This window comes from Geobacter anodireducens (assembly GCA_001628815.1).
Taxonomy (GTDB): Bacteria; Desulfobacterota; Desulfuromonadia; order Geobacterales; family Geobacteraceae; genus Geobacter; species Geobacter anodireducens.
The window spans coordinates 2,930,877-2,952,738 of the sequence record CP014963.1 but is presented as its reverse complement, the minus strand read 5'-3'; the positions used below and the strand labels follow the sequence as shown (position 1 = coordinate 2,952,738).

Genomic DNA, 21,862 nt, shown 5'->3' with positions numbered 1-21,862 from the left:
ATGTCGTTTCTCCCTGTCACCCGCGGCGAAGCCCTGAAGCGCGGCTGGGACGAGCTGGACATCGTCTTCGTCACCGGCGACGCCTATGTGGACCATCCCGCCTTTGGCGTGCCGCTCCTGGCGCGCTGGCTCGAGTTCCATGGTTTCCGCGTCGGGATCATTCCCCAGCCGGACTGGCGCTCCAGGGAGCCGTTCATGGCGCTGGGGCGCCCCCGGCTCTTCTTTGCCGTTTCCTCCGGTGCCATGGATTCCATGGTGGCCCATTACACGCCCGCCAGGAAGCTCCGGCACGACGATGCCTACACCCCCGGCAACCGTCACGGCGCCCGGCCCAATCGCGCCACCATCGTCTATACCTCCCGGCTGAAAGAGGCCTACCGTGACGTGCCGGTGGTGATCGGCGGCATCGAAGCCAGCCTGCGGCGCTTTGCCCACTACGACTACTGGGAGGACAAGGTCCGCCGCTCGTTGCTGCTGGACGCCAAGGCCGACCTGCTCGTCCATGGCATGGGCGAGCGCCCCATCCTGGAGCTGGCCCGCCGGGTGCGCGCCGGCGAACCGTTCCAGGCCATTGCCGACATCAGGGGGACGGCGGTCGTTCTCGGCCGTGGTGCCGCACCTCCTGCCGGAGTTGTGGAACTTCCCCCCTTCGAAGAGGTGACCGCCGACCGTCACCGTTACGCCGAGGCGTTTCGCCTCCTTTCCCGCGAGCAGAATCCGCACTGTGCGCACCCCCTGGTGCAGCGGCACGGCGACCGGACCCTCCTGTGCAATCCTCCGGCCTATCCTCTGGAAGAAGCGGAACTGGACTCGGTCTATGCGCTCCCGTTTCAGCGGGCGCCTCATCCCTCCCATGGCGAGCCGATTCCCGCCTACGAGCAGATCCGGGACTCGGTCACCACTCACCGTGGTTGCTTCGGCGGGTGCTCCTTCTGTGCCATTACCCACCACCAGGGCAAGGTCATCCAGTCCCGCAGCGAACGCTCGGTGCTCGCCGAGGTGGAGCGGATGGTCGCCATGGCCTGGTTCCGCGGGAGCGTGAGCGACGTGGGCGGGCCCACCGCGAACATGTACGGCGTGCACTGCGGCAACACCCGGGGCGGCCACGCATGCCGCCGGGAAAGCTGTCTCTACCCCTCGCCCTGCCGATACCTGGCGATGGGCGGGGAGCGGGGCGCCGCTCTGCTGCGGGCGGTGCGGGGTGTCCGGGGGGTGCGGAATGTGGCGGTCTCCTCGGGCATCCGCTACGATCTGATGGAGCGGCAACCCGCCTACTTCCGGGAGCTGCTCGCCCACCACGTGGGCGGATTGCTCAAGGTTGCCCCCGAGCACATGGTTGCACGGGTCACCGATCTCATGCGCAAGCCCGGAAAGGAGTCCTTCGACCGCTTCTTGGAACGCTTCCGCCGCGAATCCGCCCGTCTCGGGAAAAAGCAGTACGTCATACCCTATCTCATGTCGGGGCATCCCGGTTGCACCCTGGACGATATGGTCGAACTCGCCCTGTCCCTGAAGCGGGCCGGACTCAGGGTTGAGCAGGTGCAGGACTTCACACCCACGCCCGGGACCCTTTCCACCTGCATGTACCACACGGGGCTCGATCCCTACACCGGGGCGTCTGTTCACGTGCCACGGGGGGATCGGGAAAAGAGGCTGCAGAAAGCCCTGTTGCTCTGGCATCTGCCGTCGGAGCGGCGCAACGTGCTCGAAGCCTTGCGCACCTGCGGCAGGGAGTCGGCAACCCGTGAGCTTCTGAGTGGGCCGGCCGGTGGGGGAGGGGGGCGGTCTGGGGGCGGATTCCGGCCGCGAAGGACTTGACCGGGGTGATGAGATGCTTTTTAATTGAAGCAGATCGGATTGCCGCCCCGCAAACCCAGGAGTGCCGCCATGCTCGTTGTCTGTTGCGTTAAGCAGGTTCCCGACACCACCCAGGTGCAGATCGATCCCGTCACCAATACCCTGGTGCGGGAGGGGATTCCTTTCATCGTCAATCCCTATGATACCCACGCCCTGGAGGAAAGCCTGCGGCTCAAGGATCGCTATGGCGTTCGTGTGGCCGCCATTTCCATGGGGCCGCCCAATGCCGAAGCGACCATTCGCAAGGCAGTGGCGCTCGGCGTTGACAGGGCGATTCTGCTGTCCGATCGTTCCTTTGGTGGTGCAGATACTCTTGCCACGAGCAATGTCCTCTCCGCCGCGATCCGCAAGCTTGCCGAAGAAGATGAAGTGGCACTGGTCCTTTGCGGGAAGCAGACCATCGATGGCGATACGGCGCAGGTGGGGCCCGGTATCGCCACCCGCCTGGGCATGACCCAGCTTACGCTGGTGGACCGCATCGAGGACGTCGACATGGACGCCCGCACGGTCCGGGTACGACGCAAGCTGGAGGGGCGGTACGAGTTGGTTCAGGGGCCGATCCCCGCCATGCTGACGGTTGTGCGGGAGATCAACCGGCCGCGCTATCCCGCCGTTCCCGCCCGCCTCATGGCGGCTTCCTGCACGGTGGAGGTCTGGAACAACGAGGTGTTGCGGCTTGACCCCGTCTCCATCGGACTCAAGGGCTCACCCACCTGGGTCAGCAGGATCTTTTCGCCCGAGCGCGCCAAGGGACAGGTCCTCGGCGACGGCGAGAAGGACCCCGCCGGGACGGCACGCCTTCTCGTTGATACGCTTCGCGCCAAGGATCTGCTGCCATTCTAGTTCCCCGGGTGCCCGCGCGGATTCCCGCAGGATCTCGGCCGAGGGAAGATAACTTTTCGCTTGACACGTGCGCGATAGTGGATTACAAATCTGATTCTTGTTTTTGCGAAAAAAACTTGACTCTGAGCGTGAAAGCGTGCATAAGAGTTTTTCGCGCTGGCGTAGCTCAACTGGTAGAGCAGCTGACTTGTAATCAGCAGGTTGCGGGTTCAAGTCCTGTCGCCAGCTCCATAAGCAACACGGCTGTCTTCTTCATCTGGAGGGATTCCCGAGCGGCCAAAGGGAACAGACTGTAAATCTGTCGTCGAACGACTTCGGAGGTTCGAATCCTCCTCCCTCCACCATACAATCTGCAGAAGTCCCGCATGGTCGGCCGTATTCCCAGGAGACCTTAGGTTGCCCGTACTGGGGGCGACGTCGTGCGGAGGCTTCAAGACGCTTCGATGACGATTTGGCGGGAGTAGCTCAGTTGGCTAGAGCATCAGCCTTCCAAGCTGAGGGTCGCGGGTTCGAGTCCCGTTTCCCGCTCCAAATTTCACATGCGCCCACATAGCTCAGGAGGTAGAGCACTTCCTTGGTAAGGAAGAGGTCACCGGTTCGAGTCCGGTTGTGGGCTCCACTTATTTCAACGAGAAGCAATTCTCAAAATTGAACAGCTCGGAGGAATCCTGCATGGCAAAGGCAAAATTCGAGAGGACGAAACCGCACGTCAACATAGGAACGATCGGCCACGTAGACCATGGCAAGACCACGCTGACTGCGGCCATAACCAAAGTATTGGCGGAGCGCGGCCAAGCAGAGTTCCGTGGTTTTGATCAGATTGACAACGCGCCGGAAGAGCGCGAGCGCGGCATCACCATTGCCACGTCCCATGTGGAGTACGAGACCGAGAATCGTCACTACGCCCACGTGGACTGCCCTGGTCACGCCGACTACGTAAAGAACATGATCACGGGTGCAGCGCAGATGGACGGCGCGATTCTCGTCGTATCCGCCGCAGACGGCCCCATGCCGCAGACCCGGGAGCACATCCTGCTTGCCCGTCAGGTTGGCGTGCCGTACATCGTCGTATTCCTGAACAAGGCAGACATGGTAGACGATGAAGAACTGCTTGAGCTGGTAGAGCTCGAGATTCGCGAACTGCTCTCCTCCTACGACTTCCCGGGCGACGATATTCCGATCATCAAGGGGAGCGCCCTCAAGGGTCTCAACGGTGACAAGGACGAGCTTGGCGAGCAAGCGATCCTGAAGCTGATGGAAGCCGTCGACAGCTACATTCCCGATCCGGAGCGCGCCGTAGACAAGCCGTTCCTGATGCCGGTAGAAGACGTCTTCTCGATCTCCGGCCGCGGCACCGTTGCCACCGGCCGTGTGGAGCGGGGGATCGTCAAGGTTGGCGAAGAAGTGGAAGTTGTCGGGATCAAGGCCACGACCAAGACCACGGTAACCGGCGTCGAGATGTTCCGCAAGCTTCTGGACGAAGGCCGCGCCGGCGACAACATCGGAGCGCTTCTTCGCGGCGTAAAGCGTGAAGACATCGAGCGCGGCCAGGTTCTTGCGAAGCCCGGGAGCATCACCCCGCACACCAAGTTCAAGGCCGAGGCGTACATCCTGACAAAGGAAGAAGGTGGTCGTCACACGCCGTTCTTCAACGGGTACCGTCCGCAGTTCTACTTCCGCACGACGGACGTGACAGGGATAGTGGACCTTCCTGCCGGTACCGAGATGGTAATGCCTGGAGACAACGTGGCGGTGACGATCAACCTGATCACGCCGATCGCGATGGACGAAGGCCTTCGGTTCGCGATACGCGAAGGCGGCCGTACTGTGGGCGCCGGCGTCGTCAGCTCCATTATCGAATAGCTTCGGGCCGGGGCGGATACTGTCCGCCCCGGTTTATGCGTGAAGGGATAAGCAATGAGAGATATCATCACCCTCGGCTGCACCGAGTGCAAGCAGAGGAACTACACAACCACCAAGAACAAGAAGAACACGCCCCAGAAACTTGAGTTCAAGAAGTACTGCCGCTTCTGCCGTACCCATACCGTGCACAAGGAAACCAAGTAACAGCCTGTCGGTTCGGGACAGTGAGGGTTGCTGCCCCCCCTGAACGCAGGCCAGTAGCTCTAACGGCTAGAGCGCCGGTCTCCAAAACCGGATGTTGGGGGTTCGAATCCCTCCTGGCCTGCCATTTTACAAGCATTGTGGGGTCCACGCGTGATCGCCAAAACAAAAGAATTTCTCACGGAAGTCAGAGCCGAGCTTGGCAAGGTAACTTGGCCTACCCGCAAAGAAACCGTCTCAACCACCTGGGTCGTTGTCGCGATTGTTGTGCTCATATCCATCTATCTCGGCGTCTGCGATGTTGTGCTCGCCAAGCTGATGCGCATCATCCTGGGGTAAAGGACTCAATCAACTATGTCGAAGAAGTGGTACGGGGTACACACCTACTCCGGATTCGAAAATAAAGTGCGCCTGTCTCTTCAGGAGCGGGTCAAGAACCTGGGGCTCGAAGAGCATTTCGGTGAAATACTCATTCCTTCCGAAACCGTGGTCGAGCTGAAGAAGGGCGAGAAAAAGACGTCGTCGCGCAAGTTTTTCCCGGGCTACATCCTCGTGAATATGGAGTTGAACGACGAAACCTGGCACGTGGTCAAGGAGACCTCCAAGGTCACCGGCTTCGTGGGGGGGAACAATCCCTTCGCGATTCCCGACGAAGAGGTTGCGAAGATTACGCGGCGCATGGAGGAAGGGGCTGAAAAACCCCGGCCGAAGGTGGAGTTCGAGGTGGGCGAAACCGTCAGGGTCGTGGACGGTCCGTTCCTCAACTTTGCCGGCGTTGTGGAGGATGTCAAGCCCGACAAGGGGAAGCTGCGGGTCATGGTGAGCATCTTTGGGCGCGCAACCCCCGTGGAGCTCGAATTCATGCAGGTAGAAAAGCAGTAGGACGCCGACTCCTGCTGACCAGATACGGAAAACGTCTCGTACGAGAAACAAGGAGTAAGCAATGGCCAAGAAGATTACCGGATACATCAAGCTGCAGATCCCGGCAGCCAAGGCGAACCCGTCCCCCCCGATCGGTCCTGCGCTGGGTCAGCACGGCGTCAATATCATGGAGTTCTGCAAGGCATTCAATGCCAAGACCCAGGCTGACGAAGGAACCGTCATTCCTGTCGTCATAACGGTATACGCCGACCGCTCGTTTACCTTCATCACGAAGGTTCCGCCCATGTCGGTGCTCATCAGGAAGGCTGTCGGCGTAGAGAGCGGGTCCAGTGTTCCCAACAAGAACAAGGTGGGCAAGCTTACCCGCGAGCAGGTCAGGGAAATCGCCACTAAAAAGCTGCCCGACATGAATGCGGCCTCTCTTGAGGCGGCCATGAGGACGGTCGAAGGTACCGCCCGCAGCATGGGCGTTGAAATAGTCAACTAGAGAAAGGGTGGAAAGCGATGCCGAATACTGCGAAAAAGCACAGGGAGGCCCTGGCCAAGATTGACCGGAGCCGGACGTATCCCCTCGTGGAAGGTATAGAGAGCGTTAAGTCCGCAGCCTATGCCAAGTTCGACGAGACCGTCGAGGTTGCCGTGCGGCTGGGTGTCGATCCCCGTCACGCCGACCAGATGGTCCGTGGCGCCGTTGTCCTGCCCAACGGTCTCGGCAAGGATGTTCGCGTCCTCGTTTTCGCCAAGGGCGAGAAGGAGAAGGAAGCCCGCGAGGCCGGTGCCGATTACGTGGGCGCCGAGGATCTTGTCACCAAGATCCAGGAGGGCTGGTTCGAGTTTGATACCGCCATCGCCACTCCCGATATGATGGGCGTTGTCGGCAAGATCGGTAAGCTGCTCGGTCCCCGCGGTCTCATGCCCAACCCCAAGGTCGGCACGGTCACCTTCGATGTGGGCCGCGCCGTGAAGGAGTCGAAGGCCGGTAAGGTCGAGTTCCGGGTCGAAAAGGCCGGTATCGTTCACGCACCTGTCGGTAAAGTCTCCTTTGACGCCGATAAGCTCAGGGAAAACCTGCTTGCTCTTGTGGAGGCTCTCGTAAAGGCGAAGCCCTCTGCGGCAAAGGGAACCTATGTCAAGAAGATCAGTATCTCTTCGACCATGGGCCCGGGCCTCAACCTCGACATTTCTGATGTCCAGGCAAAGCTTGTCTAGACGTCAATCCATATAAAGCCAAAGTCAAAGACAGCAGGTGTCCGGACGCTCGTGTCCGGGCCTAAGCACGAACGGGGCCTGCCGAGACTTGTGGTTAGTCGTAGGAATCATCATTCCCGCACTTTCTGACTTTGGCTGGGGCCCAGGCCCTCATACCAGACAGAAAGGAGGAAGGCGCTTGAACAAGGAAACCAAGCAACAACAAGTGGCAGAACTGCACGACAAGCTCCAGCGTGCCAAGGCGGTGTTTCTCGCCGATTTCCGCGGCATGAACGTTGAGCAGGCCACGACCCTGAGAAATGAGCTCCGCTCGGCTGCGGTTGAGTACAAGGTTGTCAAGAACACGCTGCTGGAGCTTGCTTCCCGCGAGACGGACAAAGAGTCGCTCTCCCAGCACTTCACCGGTCCGACCGCCATCGCCCTGAGCTATGACGATCCGGTCTCTGCCGCCAAGGTGCTGTCGAAGTTTGCCAAGACCCAGTCGAATACCTTCAAGCTCAAGGCCGGCGTACTGACCGGCAAGGCCATCTCTGTTGCCGATATCCAGGCACTGGCAGATCTTCCGAGCCGCGAAGTGCTCATTGCCAAACTGCTCGGGACGATCAACGCTCCGGTGGCGAACTTCGTGGGCGTTCTGGCTGCCGTGCCGGGCAGTTTCGTCCGCGCGCTCAACGCGATCAAGGTCCAGAAGGAAGGCAACTGATTTTTCAACCATCAAACGGTAAGAACACATAACGGAGGAATAGGAAAATGGCAGAAATCACCAAGGCCGATGTCATCAGCTTCATTGAAAATATGACTGTTCTCGAACTTTCCGAGCTCGTGAAGGAGCTCGAGGACAAGTTCGGCGTCTCCGCCGCCGCTCCGGTGGCCGTTGCCGCTGCTGCTGCTCCGGCTGCCGCTGCCGAGGCCGCCGAAGAGAAGACCGAGTTCGACGTAATTCTCAAGAGCGCCGGCGCCAACAAAATCGGCGTCATCAAGGTCGTTCGCGCCCTTACCGGCCTTGGCCTCAAGGAAGCCAAGGACCTCGTTGACGGCGCTCCGAAGCCGGTCAAGAACGGCGTGTCCAAGGAAGAGGCCGAAGAGGCCAAGAAGCAGCTTGTCGAGTCCGGCGCTGAAGTCGAGATCAAGTAAGGCATCTGTTCACTGCTCCAGCATGCAGCCAAGGTCGCCACGCGCGGCCTTGGCTCTTCTATTTTAGTTCTGGAGCAGAGTCCGCAGTGACGGAAGTGGGTGCCTGGGTACTAATAATTCCAGTGGGTTGAATGCCTTAGATGCTTCGCCAAAGGAGAATATATGGCTTATTCAATTGCGAATAACCAGCTTCTGCGCAAGAATTTCGCCAAGATCAAGAAGATCATCGACATCCCCAATCTGATTGACATCCAGAAAAATTCCTACAAACGATTCCTCCAGATCGACACTCCCCCCGAGGCCCGCAGGAACAGTGGCCTTGAGGCGGTATTCAAAAGCGTCTTTCCCATAAAGGACTTCAGCGATACGGCCTCGCTTGAGTACGTTACCTATACTCTCGGCGCTCCCAAGTACGATGTGGAAGAGTGCCACCAGCGCGGGATGACCTTCGCCGCTCCCATGAAGGTGAAGGTTCGGCTCGTGGTCTGGGACGTGAACAAGGACACCGGCGTCCGTTCCATCCGCGACATCAAGGAGCAGGAGGTCTACTTCGGCGAGATCCCGCTCATGACCGAGAACGGTACGTTCATCATAAACGGTACGGAGAGGGTCATCGTCAGCCAGCTCCACCGCTCTCCGGGCGTTTTCTACGACCACGACAAAGGCAAGACCCACTCCAGCGGCAAGGTCCTTTACTCGGCGCGGGTCATTCCGTACCGGGGCTCCTGGCTGGATTTCGAGTTCGATCACAAGGATATCCTCTTCGTGCGGATCGACCGCCGCCGCAAGATGCCGGCCACCGTGCTGCTCAAGGCGCTTGGCTATTCCGCCGAGGCCCTGCTGAACTACTTCTACAGGAGCGAGGAGATCCTCGTCAGCGCCGAGGGCATGTGGAAAAAAGCCGACCCGGAGTTGCTCTCGAGCCAGAAGGCTTCCGTGGACATCGTTGCGCCGAAGACGGGTGAAGTGCTGCTCAAGGCCAACCGCAAGTTCACCAAGGCGGCCATCCGCAAGATGACCGAGCACGGCATCACGCAGATTCCGATCACCATGGAGGAAGTGCTCGGCAAGTACGCCTCCAACGACATCGTGGATCCGACCACCGGTGAAGTCATCGTGGAGTGCAACGACGAGATCACCCAGGCGCGCCTCGACGACATCAAGGAAAAGGGGATCGCCGAGTTCAAGGTGCTCTTCATCGACAACCTCCATGTGACCTCATCGCTGCGCGACACGCTCATTGCTGACAAGATTGCGGCTACCGAAGAGGCCCTCATCGAGATCTACCGCCGCCTGCGGCCCGGCGACCCGCCGACCCTCAAGAGCGCCCAGGCTCTCTTCGAGAACCTGTTCTTCAATGCCGAGCGGTATGATCTGTCGGCTGTCGGGCGTCTCAAGCTCAACTTCAAGCTGGGGCTCAACATTCCCCTTGACTGCCAGACACTGACCAAGGACGACGTGCTTGAGGTGGTGCGCTACCTGATCGACCTCAAGAACGGCAAGGGCACCATCGACGACATCGACCACCTGGCAACCGCCGGGTGCGCGCCGTGGGCGAGCTGCTGGAGAACCAGTACCGGATCGGCCTCGTCCGCATGGAGCGGGCCATCAAGGAGCGGATGAGCCTCCAGGAGGTCGAGAACCTCATGCCGCACGACCTGATCAACTCCAAGCCCGTCTCGGCGGTCGTCAAGGAGTTCTTCGGCTCGTCCCAGCTCTCGCAGTTCATGGACCAGACGAACCCGCTCTCCGAGGTTACCCACAAGCGCCGGCTCTCGGCCCTCGGCCCGGGCGGTCTGACCCGCGAGCGTGCCGGTTTCGAGGTCCGCGACGTACACCCGACCCACTACGGCCGGGTCTGCCCCATCGAGACCCCGGAAGGTCCGAACATCGGCCTCATCGCGTCTCTCTCAACCTATGCCCGCATCAACGAGCACGGCTTTGTGGAAACCCCCTACCGCATCGTCCAGGATGGCAAGGTGACGAGCGAGGTCAAGTTCTTCTCGGCCCTGGAGGAAGAGGGACACGCCATCGCCCAGGCCAACGCCGAGATGGACGAGGACGGCCGCTTCGTGAACGAATACGTGTCGGCCCGCAAGTCGGGCGAATTCCTGCTGGTCCACCGGGACGAGCTCGAACTCATGGACGTTGCTCCCATGCAGCTCGTCTCCGTGGCCGCCTCGCTCATTCCGTTCCTGGAGAACGACGACGCCAACCGCGCGCTCATGGGTTCGAACATGCAGCGTCAGGCCGTGCCGCTCCTCAAGGCCGATTCGCCCCTCGTGGGCACTGGCATGGAGCGCGTCGTTGCCAAGGATTCGGGGGTGTCGGTGGTGGCACGCCACACCGGTGTCGTCGAGTCGGTCGACGCCTCCCGCATCGTTGTCAAGATCGATGAGGACGAGTTCGATGAAACCGGCACCGGCGTCGACATCTACAACCTGATCAAGTTCGCCCGCTCCAACCAGAACACCTGCATCAATCAGCGGCCGGTGGTCAAGGTGGGCGACCATGTCAAGCGGGGCGACGTCATTGCCGACGGACCCTCCACCGACATGGGCGAACTCGCCCTTGGCCAGAACGTGGTGGTTGCCTTCATGCCGTGGGGCGGCTACAACTTCGAGGACTCCATCCTCGTGTCAGAAAAGCTCGTGAAAGACGACCGCTACACCTCGATCCACATCGAGGAGTTCGAGTGCGTCGCCCGCGATACCAAGCTCGGCAAGGAGGAAATCACCTCCGATATTCCGAACCTCGGCGAAGAGGCTCTGAAGGACCTGGACGAGTCGGGGATCATCAGGATCGGTGCCGAGGTGAAGCCGGGAGACATCCTGGTGGGCAAGATCACTCCCAAGGGCGAAACCCAGCTTTCGCCGGAGGAAAAGCTCCTCCGGGCCATTTTCGGCGAGAAGGCGGGGGATGTTCGCGACACCTCCCTGCGCGTCCCGCCGGGGGTCGAGGGAACCGTTATCGGCGCCAAGATCTTCTCGCGCAAGGGGTCCGACAAGGACTCCCGCACCGAGATGATCGAGCGGATGGAAGAAGACAAGCTGCGTAAGGACGAGCAGGACGAGATCCGCATCATCCGCAATTCCGCCGTGGGCAAGCTCAAGAAGCTCCTCGTCGGCAAGTCCGCCGCCGTCAAGGTGGAGGACAAGAGCGGCCGGGTCGTCATCGCCAAGGGTGCCGCTATTGCCGAAGAGGCCCTTGACGCGATCCCGCTCGATCGCTGGGACGAGATTTCCGTTTCCGGCGAAGAGGGAGTCGACGAGAAGGTGTCGGCAATTCTCCAGACGCTTCAGCAGCAGATCGACATCATCCGTTACGTGTTCGACGACAAGGTCCAGAAGCTGAAGCGCGGCGATGACCTGCCGCCGGGCGTCATCAAGATGGTGAAGGTCTACATCGCCATCAAGAGAAAGCTCCAAGTGGGCGACAAGATGGCCGGACGTCACGGCAACAAGGGTGTCGTCTCCCGCATCCTCCCCGAGGAGGATATGCCGTACATGGAGGACGGCCGTCCGGTCGAGATCGTTCTGAACCCCCTCGGCGTTCCGTCCCGTATGAACGTGGGCCAGATTCTCGAAACCCACCTGGGCTGGGCTGCCAAGGGCATCGGCTGGAAAATCGAGGAAATGCTCGAAAACTACTCGCCGGCCGACCACATCAAGGGATATCTCAAGGATGTGTACGGCACCACGGACATGGACGGGTTCCTGGACTCGCTCGACAAGGACGAGCTCATGAACGTTGCAAAGCGGCTCCAGCGGGGCGTCGCTATGGCATCCCCCGTTTTCGAGGGGGCGTCCGAGGACCAGATTCGCAGCATGCTCAACAAGGCTGGCTTTGAGGAGACCGCCCAGGTCAGCCTTTATGACGGCAAGAGCGGCGAGCCCTTCAAGCACAAGGTCACCGTCGGGGTCATGTATGTCCTCAAGCTCCATCACTTGGTCGACGACAAGATCCATGCCCGCTCCATCGGGCCCTACAGCCTTGTGACCCAGCAGCCGCTCGGCGGCAAGGCCCAGTTCGGCGGCCAACGCCTCGGGGAGATGGAGGTCTGGGCCATGGAAGCCTATGGCGCCGCCTATGCGCTCCAGGAGTTCCTGACCGTCAAGTCCGATGACGTGGCGGGCCGGACGCGGATGTACGAGGCCATCGTCAAGGGTAAGCACACCCTTGAGCCGGGGCTTCCCGAATCCTTCAACGTTCTCATCAAGGAGCTCCAGTCCCTCTGCCTCGATGTGGAACTGCTCGAAGGGGATGAAGATTAGCACCTTGTCCGGGCCGGCGGGCATTGCCCGGCCGGCCCGTTGAAACGTACACGGAAGGCACTCACTCCTACGCTGAGGAGGATCAGACATTGGAAGATTTTTTCAGCTTTTTCGATAAACCGAAGGACCCGCTTCACTTCTCGGCCATTCGCATCTCCATTTCGTCTCCGGACAAGATCCGCGAGCGCTCGTTCGGGGAAGTCAAGAAGCCGGAGACCATAAACTACCGGACGTTCAAGCCTGAGCGCGACGGTCTCTTCTGCGCCAAGATATTCGGTCCCACCAAGGACTATGAGTGCAACTGCGGCAAGTACAAGCGGATGAAGCACCGCGGCATCGTCTGCGAGAAGTGCGGCGTCGAGGTCATCCCCTCGAAAGTGCGCCGCGAGCGTCTCGGTCACATCGACCTTGCCACGCCCGTTGCCCATATCTGGTTCCTCAAGTCGCTCCCCTCGCGGATCGGCAACCTGCTCGACATCTCTCTCAAGGATCTTGAGAAGGTGCTCTATTTCGAGGCCTATGCCGTGACCAGTCCCGGCGAAACGGGCCTTACCATGGCTGAGGTCCTGACGGAAGACCGGTATCTCAAGACCCGCGAGGAGCATGGCGACCGCTTCGAGGCCGGCATGGGAGCCGCGGCGATCCGCGACTGCCTGAAGGCCCTCGACCTGGACCAGCTTGCCGAGCAGCTCCGGGTGGAGATGATGGAGGCAACCAGTGAGGCCAAACGGAAGAAGACCGCCAAGCGCCTCAAGGTTGTCGAGGCGTTCAAGGAGTCGGGCAATCGCCCCGAGTGGATGATCCTCGAGTGCATTCCGGTCCTGCCGCCGGAACTCCGCCCCCTGGTGCCCCTTGACGGCGGCCGCTTCGCCACCTCGGACCTGAACGACCTCTACCGGCGCGTCATCAACCGCAACAACCGTCTCAAGCGTCTCATGGAGCTGCAGGCGCCGGAGGTCATCATCCGCAACGAGAAGCGGATGCTTCAGGAAGCGGTCGATGCCCTGTTCGACAACGGCCGTCGCGGCCGTGCCATTGCCGGCCCCAACAAGCGACCCCTCAAGTCCCTTTCGGACATGCTGAAAGGGAAATCGGGCCGCTTCCGGCAGAACCTGCTCGGTAAGCGGGTCGACTACTCGGGCCGTTCCGTCATCGTCGTCGGTCCGGAACTGCGCTTGCACCAGTGCGGCCTTCCCAAGAAGATGGCCCTGGAGCTCTTCAAGCCGTTCATCTATAACAAGCTGGAGGAGAGGGGCTTCGTCACCACCATCAAGAGCGCCAAAAAGATGGTGGAGAAGGAGCGCCCCGAGGTGTGGGACGTGCTCGAAGAGGTCATCAAGGAGCACCCGGTCATGCTCAACCGGGCACCGACCCTGCACCGCCTCGGCATCCAGGCCTTTGAGCCGGTGCTCATCGAAGGCAAGGCGATCCAGCTCCATCCGCTCGTTTGCACCGCCTTCAACGCCGACTTCGACGGTGACCAGATGGCCGTTCACCTGCCGCTTTCCATCGAGAGCCAGGTGGAAGCCCGCGTGCTCATGATGAGTACCAACAACATCCTCTCGCCTGCCCACGGCAAGCCGATCATCGTGCCGTCCCAGGACATGGTTCTCGGGATCTACTACATGACGCGCGAGCGGCATTTCGCCAAGGGAGAGGGCAAGATATTCTCGTCGCCCGAAGAGGTTCGCATCGCCTTCGATGCGGGCGAGGTCGACATCCAGGCCCGCATCAAGGTCCGGATGAAGAATATCCAGGCCGAAGAGCAGGAACAGCCTGAAATCATCGACACCACCGTCGGCCGGATCATCCTGCGGGAGATTCTGCCCGAGGTGATTCCTTACTCCGCCATCAACAAGGTGATGAGCAAGAAGGAACTTACCAACCTGATCGACGTCTGCTACCGGTTGGCAGGCAACAAGGAAACCGTTATCCTGGCCGACCGGCTCAAGGAAACCGGTTTCCGCTATTCGACCCTGGCAGGCATCTCCATCTGTATGAACGATATGGAGATTCCCGAAGGGAAGCAGGTGATCATCGAAAAGGCAACCGAAGAGGTCCAGGAGATACAGAACCAGTACACCGAGGGTCTCATCACCGATGGCGAGCGGTACAACAAGGTTATCGACATCTGGGCCAAGGCCACGGAGGAGATCGCCAAGGAGATGCTCGACAACCTCTCCAAGGACACGGTTGTTTCTCCTGATGGACAGGAGGTCAAGGTTCCGTCCTTCAACTCCATCCACATGATGGCCGATTCGGGTGCCCGGGGTTCTGCCCAGCAGATACGCCAGCTTGCCGGGATGCGGGGCCTCATGGCCAAGCCGTCGGGCGAGATCATCGAGACACCTATTACCGCCAACTTCCGCGAAGGCCTGAACGTCCTTCAGTACTTCATTTCCACCCACGGCGCCCGGAAGGGTCTCGCGGACACGGCCCTCAAGACCGCAAACTCCGGATACCTCACCCGGCGGCTCGTGGACGTGGCCCAGGATGCCATTATCACCGAGAATGATTGTGGAACCCTTGACGGACTTAGTGTCTCCGCCCTCACCGAGGGAGGCGAGATCATCGAGCACATCGGCGATCGTATCCTCGGCCGGGTTGCTCTCGACGATATCCTTGATCCGGTCACCGGCGAGGTCCTCGTGCCAGCAAGCCAGGAGATCGATGAGAGTCTGGTGAAAAAGGTCGAGGACTCAGGCCTCGAGCGGGTCAAGATCCGGTCGGTGCTCACCTGCCAGAGCCGGCGCGGCATCTGCGCCAAGTGCTATGGCCGCGATCTGGCACGCGGCCACCTGGTCAATCTCGGCGAGGCGGTCGGTGTCATTGCCGCCCAGTCGATCGGCGAGCCGGGTACGCAGCTCACCATGCGTACCTTCCACATCGGCGGTACCGCATCACGGCACGCCGAGCAGACCTCGCTGGAGGCCCGGACCGAGGGACGCGTGCGATTCATCAACATTAACAGCGTCGTCAACTCTGAAGGGCACCACATCGTCATGAACCGTAACGGCGAACTGGCTGTCGTAGACGAAACCGGTCGCGAACGCGAGAAGTATGCCATTGTCTATGGCGCCAAGATCAAGGCTGGTCCCGACCAAGTGGTCAAGCCGGGCGAGACCCTTGCCGAGTGGGACCCCTACACCATCCCCATCCTCACTGAGGTTGCGGGCCGGATCAAATTCGGCGACATCGTCGAAGGGGTCACCATGGAAGAGCAGCTCGACGAAGTCACAGGGCTTTCCCGCAAGGTGATCATCGAGTCCCGCGATCCTGACAAGCGGCCGCGGATTACTCTCAAGGACGAGGCCGGCAAGACCGTCAAGCTCAGCGAAATCGCCATGGGGCGCTACTTCCTCCCGGTGGGAGCCAACATTTCGGTACAGGAAGACTCTTTCGTCAACGCTGGTGACGTTATTGCCAAGATTCCGCGGGAAACCACCAAGACCAAGGATATTACGGGCGGTCTGCCGCGCGTTGCCGAGCTCTTCGAAGCCCGCAAGCCGAAGGACTTCGCCGTCATCTCGGAAATCGACGGTCTTGTCACTTTCGGCAAGGATGCCAAGGGCAAACGGAAGGTCATCGTGACGCCCGAGATGGGTGAGCCCAAGGAATACCTCATCCCCAAAGGCAAGCACATCAGTGTTCATGAGAATGACTATGTGCGGGCCGGCGAAGCCCTCATGGACGGGTCATCGAACCCCCATGACATTCTGCGGGTGCTCGGCCTCAAGGAGCTCGCGCGGTACCTCGTCGACGAAGTCCAGGAAGTCTACCGGCTTCAGGGGGTCAAGATCAACGACAAGCACATCGAGGTCATTGTCCGTCAGATGCTGCGCCGGGTTCGCATCAAAGACGTGGGTGACACCGGCTTCCTCATTGATGATCAGCTTGAGCGGTCCGTGTTCGAGGAAGAAAACGATCGTGTCCTTACCAAGGGAGGGCGCCCGGCCATTGCCGAGCCGCTGTTGCTCGGCATCACCAAGGCGTCGCTCTCGACGGAATCGTTTATCTCGGCGGCTTCCTTCCAAGAGACGACAAAAGTGTTGACACAGGCTGCCATTGAAGGTAAAGTCGACAGCCTTCGTGGTCTTAAGGAGAATGTTATCATGGGGCGGCTCATCCCCGCGGGGACGGGTCTTTCCCGGTACCGCAACCTCAAGCTTGTCGCCGAGCAGGCCGCCATTGAAGAGTTTGAGGCGGTCGAGTCGATGCGGCCTCAGGATGAATACGATGTCGACGTGGAGGATGATGTCGACTCCTTTGACGAGTAAAAAACACGAGGAGGGGGCAACCCCTCCTCGAAACAATGAAAAAAGACTTGACAGTGTCCTGTCAGACTGATATTTTTGTCGCTTCCGCAGGGAGAATGCCCCTTTGGGCGGGTATTGGGAGAAGGGATCTATGCCTACGATTAACCAGTTGATTCGCAGTGGCAGGCAGAGCAAGAAAGTGAAGTCGGATTCGCCTGCTCTCAAGTGTTGTCCGCAAAAGCGGGGGGTGTGCACCAGGGTGTATACTACGACCCCGAAGAAGCCGAACTCCGCGCTCCGTAAGGTTGCCCGGGTACGTTTGACGAACGGGATCGAAGTGAGCTCGTATATTCCGGGTGTCGGGCATAACCTGCAGGAGCACTCCGTCGTTCTTATTCGGGGTGGAAGGGTTAAGGACCTTCCTGGTGTCCGTTATCATATTGTTCGCGGAACTCTCGACTCTGTGGGTGTCAAGGACCGGAAGCAGGGTCGCTCCAAGTATGGCGCCAAGCGGCCCAAGTAAACGACTTTGGTGAGAGGGTAATATGCCGAGAAGAAGAGAAGTGGCGAAAAGGGTTATTCTTCCCGACCCCAAGTTCAATGATCGGGTTGTTGCCAAGCTTGTGAGTGTCATAATGCTTGATGGCAAGAAGAGTACGGCTGAGCGTGCGCTTTATGGAGCGCTTGATATTGTGTCGCAAAAGGCTGGCGAAGAGCCTGTCAAGGTGCTCAAGAAGTGTCTTGACAATATCAAGCCCATGCTTGAGGTGAAGTCGCGGCGCGTTGGTGGTTCCACCTACCAGGTGCCGGTCGAGGTTCGCGTCGACCGCCGGGTCTCGCTTGCCATGCGCTGGCTTGTTCGTTATGCCAATGAGCGCTCCGAGAAGACTATTACCGACAAGCTTGCCGGCGAGATTCTCGATGCCTATAACAACCGTGGTGCTGCGGTGAAGAAGCGCGAGGATACCCATCGTATGGCCGAGGCTAACAGGGCCTTTGCGCACTATCGCTGGTAGTTGGTAAGTAGCTGGTCTTTGAAACGCTAACTGGAGGGATTCGTGGCACGTCAGGTTTCGCTTGAAAAAACCCGTAACATCGGGATTATGGCTCATATCGACGCCGGCAAGACGACGACAACTGAGCGCATACTCTACTATACCGGTGTGACGCATAGAATTGGTGAGGTTCACGAGGGGGCCGCCACCATGGACTGGATGGAGCAGGAGCAGGAGCGGGGTATTACGATAACCTCGGCGGCTACGACCTGTTTCTGGGGCGACAACCGGATCAATATCATTGATACTCCCGGTCACGTGGACTTTACTATCGAGGTTGAGCGTTCCCTGCGCGTGCTTGATGGGGCTGTTGCCGTGTTCTGTTCCGTTGGTGGCGTTGAGCCGCAGTCGGAAACCGTGTGGCGTCAGGCCGACAAGTATCGTGTTCCCCGGATTGCCTTTATCAATAAAATGGACCGGATCGGCGCGGACTTTTTCCGCGGTGTCGGCATGATTCGTGACCGTCTCAAGGCCAACCCCGTGCCGATCCAGTTGCCGATCGGTGCCGAAGATGCCTTTTGCGGGGTTGTTGATCTGGTAGAAATGAAGGCGATCATTTGGGATGAGGATTCTCTCGGTGCCAAGTATCGCGAGGCTGAAGTCCCTGCCGACCTGGTGGAGATGGCGCAAGAGTATCGCGAGAAGCTCATCGAGGAAATTGCTACATTTGACGATGTGCTGATGGAGAAGTATCTCGGTGGCGAAGAACTCACCACTGACGAAATCAGAGGCGCCATCCGCAAGGCAACGATCGATATCCAGATCTGTCCGGTCATCTGTGGCTCGTCGTTCAAAAATAAAGGCGTTCAGAACCTTCTCAATTCGGTTGTCGCGTATCTCCCTTCGCCGCTGGATATTCCCGCCATTACCGGTATCGATGCCAAGACCGGTGAGGAAATAGCCCGCAAAGCGTCCGATGACGAGCCGTTCTCGGCTCTTGCCTTTAAAATCATGACCGACCCCTTTGTGGGTCAGCTCTGCTTCTTCCGTGTTTATTCCGGCGTGCTCAACTCCGGATCCTACGTATATAACTCCACGAAAGAAAAGAAAGAGCGTATTGGTCGTCTGCTGAAAATGCACGCCAATAAGCGTGAAGAGATCAAAGAGGTCTATGCCGGCGACATCGCGGCGGCAGTCGGCCTCAAGTACACGACAACCGGTGATACGCTCTGCCCGGAAGACTCCCCGGTAGTGCTCGAGTCCATCGAGTTCCCCGAGCCTGTTATCGCCATTGCCATCGAGCCCAAGACGAAGGCAGATCAGGAGCGGCTCGGCATCAGTCTCCAGAAACTCGCAAGCGAAGATCCTTCGTTCCGTGTCAGGACCGATGAGGAGACGGGTCAGACCATCATTTCGGGGATGGGTGAGTTGCACCTTGAAATTATTGTTGACCGTCTCATGCGCGAGTTCAAGGTGGAGGCCAATGTCGGCAAGCCGCAGGTTGCCTACCGTGAGACCGTTACCAAGAAGGTCAAGGTCGAGGGCAAGTTCGTCCGGCAGTCCGGCGGTCGCGGTCAGTACGGTCACGTATGGATCGAGCTGGAGCCCCAGGAGGCCGGCAAGGGGTACGAATTCGTTGATGCCATCAAGGGTGGCGTCGTCCCCAGAGAGTACATTCCCGCCGTTGATAAGGGGATTCAGGAGGCGATGGAAACTGGGGTTCTCGCCGGTTACCCGACAGTTGACTTCAAGGTTGCCCTTATTGACGGTTCGTACCATGAAGTGGACTCCTCCGAGATGGCATTCAAGATCGCCGGCTCCATGGCCTTCAAGGAAGCTGCGGCAAAAGCCGGCCCTGTCCTGCTTGAGCCGATCATGTCCGTGGAGGTCGTTGTTCCGGAAGAATATATGGGCGATGTTATCGGTGACCTGAACTCCCGTCGTGGTCGAATCATGGGAATGGAGGGACGGGCCGGCGCCCAGGTCGTTGGCGCGATGGTTCCGCTGGCTCAGATGTTCGGTTATGCCACGGACCTTCGTTCCGCTACCCAGGGACGGGCTACCTACACAATGACATTCGATCATTACGAGCAGGTGCCCAAGTCGGTATCCGAAGAAATCATCGCAAAGGTTAAAGGCTAGTCAAATTCAGCGAGGGAGGAATCCTGCATGGCAAAGGCAAAATTCGAGAGGACGAAACCGCACGTCAACATAGGAACGATCGGCCACGTAGACCATGGCAAGACCACGCTGACTGCGGCCATAACCAAAGTATTGGCGGAGCGCGGCCAAGCAGAGTTCCGTGGTTTTGATCAGATTGACAACGCGCCGGAAGAGCGCGAGCGCGGCATCACCATTGCCACGTCCCATGTGGAGTACGAGACCGAGAATCGTCACTACGCCCACGTGGACTGCCCTGGTCACGCCGACTACGTAAAGAACATGATCACGGGTGCAGCGCAGATGGACGGTGCGATTCTCGTCGTATCCGCCGCAGACGGCCCCATGCCGCAGACCCGGGAGCACATCCTGCTTGCCCGTCAGGTTGGCGTGCCGTACATCGTCGTATTCCTGAACAAGGCAGACATGGTAGACGATGAAGAACTGCTTGAGCTGGTAGAGCTCGAGATTCGCGAACTGCTCTCCTCCTACGACTTCCCGGGCGACGATATTCCGATCATCAAGGGGAGCGCCCTCAAGGGTCTCAACGGTGACAAGGACGAGCTTGGCGAGCAAGCGATCCTGAAGCTGATGGAAGCCGTCGACAGCTACATTCCCGATCCGGAGCGCGCCGTAGACAAGCCGTTCCTGATGCCGGTAGAAGACGTCTTCTCGATCTCCGGCCGCGGCACCGTTGCCACCGGCCGTGTGGAGCGGGGGATCGTCAAGGTTGGCGAAGAAGTGGAAGTTGTCGGGATCAAGGCCACGACCAAGACCACGGTAACCGGCGTCGAGATGTTCCGCAAGCTTCTGGACGAAGGCCGCGCCGGCGACAACATCGGAGCGCTTCTTCGCGGCGTAAAGCGTGAAGACATCGAGCGCGGCCAGGTTCTTGCGAAGCCCGGGAGCATCACCCCGCACACCAAGTTCAAGGCCGAGGCGTACATCCTGACAAAGGAAGAAGGTGGTCGTCACACGCCGTTCTTCAACGGGTACCGTCCGCAGTTCTACTTCCGCACGACGGACGTGACAGGGATAGTGGACCTTCCTGCCGGTACCGAGATGGTAATGCCTGGAGACAACGTGGCGGTGACGATCAACCTGATCACGCCGATCGCGATGGACGAAGGCCTTCGGTTCGCGATACGCGAAGGCGGCCGTACCGTGGGCGCCGGCGTCGTCAGCTCCATTATCGAATAACGTTGTTGCGAGGAAGAGATGCCAAGTCAAAAGATTAGAATTCGCCTTAAGGCATTTGATCATAAACTCCTCGACCAATCGGTCGGAGAGATCGTTGACACGGCGAAGCGTACCGGCGCCCGCGTAGCAGGCCCGATTCCGCTTCCCACCGTGATCAACAAGTACTGCGTACTTCGTGGGCCGCATGTGGACAAGAAATCCCGTGAGCAGTTCGAGATCCGGACCCACAAGCGTCTCATCGATATTCTCGATCCGACTCAGCAGACGGTTGATGCGCTGATGAAGCTCGACCTTTCGGCCGGCGTTGATGTTGAAATCAAGCTCTAGTGAGCATTTTAGAATAGGACTGAAATCATGATGAAGGGACTTATAGCGAAAAAGCTGGGGATGACCCAGATCTTTGCCGAAGACGGCAAGCGCATTCCGGTTACTGTCGTTCAGGCCGGGCCGTGTGTCGTGCTCCAGAAGAAGACCAGCGCCACTGACGGCTATGATGCTATTCAGGTTGGTTTTCTGTCCCAGGAGGCAAGAAAAGTCACCAAGCCTCTGCTCGGTCACATCAAGGCAGCCGGGCAGGGAGCATTCGCCCACATCCGTGAGTTCAGGCTCGATGATGTCGACCGCTATAATGTTGGCGACGTCATAGCCGCCGATGTGTTCGAGGTGGGTGAGTATATCGATGTTACCGGTACCAGTATCGGCAAAGGGTTTCAGGGTGTCGTCAAGCGTTGGGGGTTCCGTGGCGGGCGTTCCTCGCACGGTTCCTGCTTCCATCGCGCACCAGGCTCGATCGGCAGCTCTGCCTACCCCTCACGGGTCTTCAAGAACAAGAAGATGCCTGGTCAGCTCGGCAACGAGAGGGTGACCGTGCAAAGACTGCAGGTGGTGCGCGTTGATGCCGCCGACAATATACTGCTCATCAAAGGGGCGATTCCCGGGGCGAAGAATGGAATCGTCCTTGTGAAGGATACCGTCAAGCCTCGATAGA

The 21,862-nt window shown here is 59.4% G+C and carries 17 protein-coding genes, 5 tRNA genes and 1 pseudogene; all 23 read left to right on the top strand.

Features of this window, described 5'->3' with window-relative positions; all coding sequences use genetic code 11:
• The 23 genes and pseudogenes from A2G06_13560 to A2G06_13450 all read left to right on the top strand — a co-directional run bounded on the left by A2G06_13560 (nt 1) and on the right by A2G06_13450 (nt 21,861).
• Nucleotides 1–1,818: a radical SAM protein gene (locus tag A2G06_13560; protein ANA41120.1), complete on the top strand. Its 1,818-nt coding sequence runs from the start codon at nt 1–3 to the stop codon at nt 1,816–1,818.
• Between the two features lie 69 nt (nt 1,819–1,887).
• The gene (locus A2G06_13555; protein ID ANA41119.1) at nt 1,888–2,700 is read left to right on the top strand and encodes an electron transfer flavoprotein subunit beta; all 813 of its coding nucleotides are present in this window, start codon (nt 1,888–1,890) and stop codon (nt 2,698–2,700) included.
• 155 nt (nt 2,701–2,855) lie between these two features.
• Nucleotides 2,856–2,931, top strand: a tRNA-Thr gene (locus A2G06_13550).
• A gap of 27 nt (nt 2,932–2,958) precedes the next feature.
• Nucleotides 2,959–3,044 (top strand) — tRNA-Tyr (locus A2G06_13545).
• Nucleotides 3,045–3,154: 110 nt separating this feature from the next.
• Nucleotides 3,155–3,231: transfer RNA gene (locus tag A2G06_13540), tRNA-Gly, on the top strand.
• A gap of 12 nt (nt 3,232–3,243) precedes the next feature.
• Nucleotides 3,244–3,319 (top strand) — tRNA-Thr (locus tag A2G06_13535).
• A gap of 53 nt (nt 3,320–3,372) precedes the next feature.
• A complete protein-coding gene (tuf, locus tag A2G06_13530) occupies nt 3,373–4,563 on the top strand; it encodes an elongation factor Tu (GenBank protein ANA41118.1) in 1,191 nt (396 codons plus the stop codon).
• A gap of 54 nt (nt 4,564–4,617) precedes the next feature.
• Entirely contained in the window at nt 4,618–4,767 is a 150-nt protein-coding gene (gene rpmG, locus A2G06_13525) for a 50S ribosomal protein L33 (protein ID ANA41117.1), read from the top strand.
• Nucleotides 4,768–4,814: 47 nt separating this feature from the next.
• Nucleotides 4,815–4,891, top strand: a tRNA-Trp gene (locus A2G06_13520).
• A gap of 26 nt (nt 4,892–4,917) precedes the next feature.
• Nucleotides 4,918–5,103: a preprotein translocase subunit SecE gene (locus A2G06_13515; GenBank protein ID ANA41116.1), complete on the top strand. Its 186-nt coding sequence runs from the start codon at nt 4,918–4,920 to the stop codon at nt 5,101–5,103.
• A gap of 15 nt (nt 5,104–5,118) precedes the next feature.
• Nucleotides 5,119–5,646: a transcription termination/antitermination protein NusG gene (locus tag A2G06_13510; GenBank protein ID ANA41115.1), complete on the top strand. Its 528-nt coding sequence runs from the start codon at nt 5,119–5,121 to the stop codon at nt 5,644–5,646.
• 61 nt (nt 5,647–5,707) lie between these two features.
• Complete coding sequence (locus A2G06_13505; protein ANA41114.1) at nt 5,708–6,133, top strand: 50S ribosomal protein L11; 426 nt, start codon at nt 5,708–5,710, stop codon at nt 6,131–6,133.
• Between the two features lie 17 nt (nt 6,134–6,150).
• The gene (locus A2G06_13500) at nt 6,151–6,855 is read left to right on the top strand and encodes a 50S ribosomal protein L1 (GenBank protein ANA41113.1); all 705 of its coding nucleotides are present in this window, start codon (nt 6,151–6,153) and stop codon (nt 6,853–6,855) included.
• Between the two features lie 178 nt (nt 6,856–7,033).
• Nucleotides 7,034–7,558, top strand: a complete 525-nt coding sequence (locus tag A2G06_13495) for a 50S ribosomal protein L10 (protein ANA41112.1) — start codon at nt 7,034–7,036, stop codon at nt 7,556–7,558.
• Nucleotides 7,559–7,605: 47 nt separating this feature from the next.
• Nucleotides 7,606–7,989, top strand: a complete 384-nt coding sequence (rplL, locus tag A2G06_13490; protein ANA41111.1) for a 50S ribosomal protein L7/L12 — start codon at nt 7,606–7,608, stop codon at nt 7,987–7,989.
• 162 nt (nt 7,990–8,151) lie between these two features.
• Nucleotides 8,152–12,263, top strand: a pseudogene (locus A2G06_13485) (DNA-directed RNA polymerase subunit beta).
• Nucleotides 12,264–12,352: 89 nt separating this feature from the next.
• Nucleotides 12,353–16,540 (top strand): DNA-directed RNA polymerase subunit beta', encoded by a 4,188-nt coding sequence (locus A2G06_13480; GenBank protein ID ANA41110.1) that lies wholly within the window; start codon nt 12,353–12,355, stop codon nt 16,538–16,540.
• 130 nt (nt 16,541–16,670) lie between these two features.
• Nucleotides 16,671–17,042, top strand: coding sequence for a 30S ribosomal protein S12 (locus A2G06_13475; GenBank protein ID ANA41688.1), 372 nt, complete (start codon nt 16,671–16,673; stop codon nt 17,040–17,042).
• Between the two features lie 22 nt (nt 17,043–17,064).
• Nucleotides 17,065–17,535: a 30S ribosomal protein S7 gene (locus A2G06_13470; GenBank protein ID ANA41109.1), complete on the top strand. Its 471-nt coding sequence runs from the start codon at nt 17,065–17,067 to the stop codon at nt 17,533–17,535.
• A gap of 42 nt (nt 17,536–17,577) precedes the next feature.
• Nucleotides 17,578–19,656, top strand: coding sequence for an elongation factor G (gene fusA, locus A2G06_13465; GenBank protein ANA41108.1), 2,079 nt, complete (start codon nt 17,578–17,580; stop codon nt 19,654–19,656).
• 27 nt (nt 19,657–19,683) lie between these two features.
• Nucleotides 19,684–20,874: an elongation factor Tu gene (gene tuf / locus A2G06_13460; GenBank protein ID ANA41107.1), complete on the top strand. Its 1,191-nt coding sequence runs from the start codon at nt 19,684–19,686 to the stop codon at nt 20,872–20,874.
• Nucleotides 20,875–20,892: 18 nt separating this feature from the next.
• Complete coding sequence (gene rpsJ, locus A2G06_13455; protein ID ANA41106.1) at nt 20,893–21,201, top strand: 30S ribosomal protein S10; 309 nt, start codon at nt 20,893–20,895, stop codon at nt 21,199–21,201.
• A 27-nt stretch (nt 21,202–21,228) separates the two neighbouring features.
• On the top strand, nt 21,229–21,861 hold the full coding sequence (locus A2G06_13450; protein ANA41105.1) for a 50S ribosomal protein L3: 633 nt from the start codon (nt 21,229–21,231) through the stop codon (nt 21,859–21,861).
• Nucleotide 21,862: the final 1 nt, after the last annotated feature.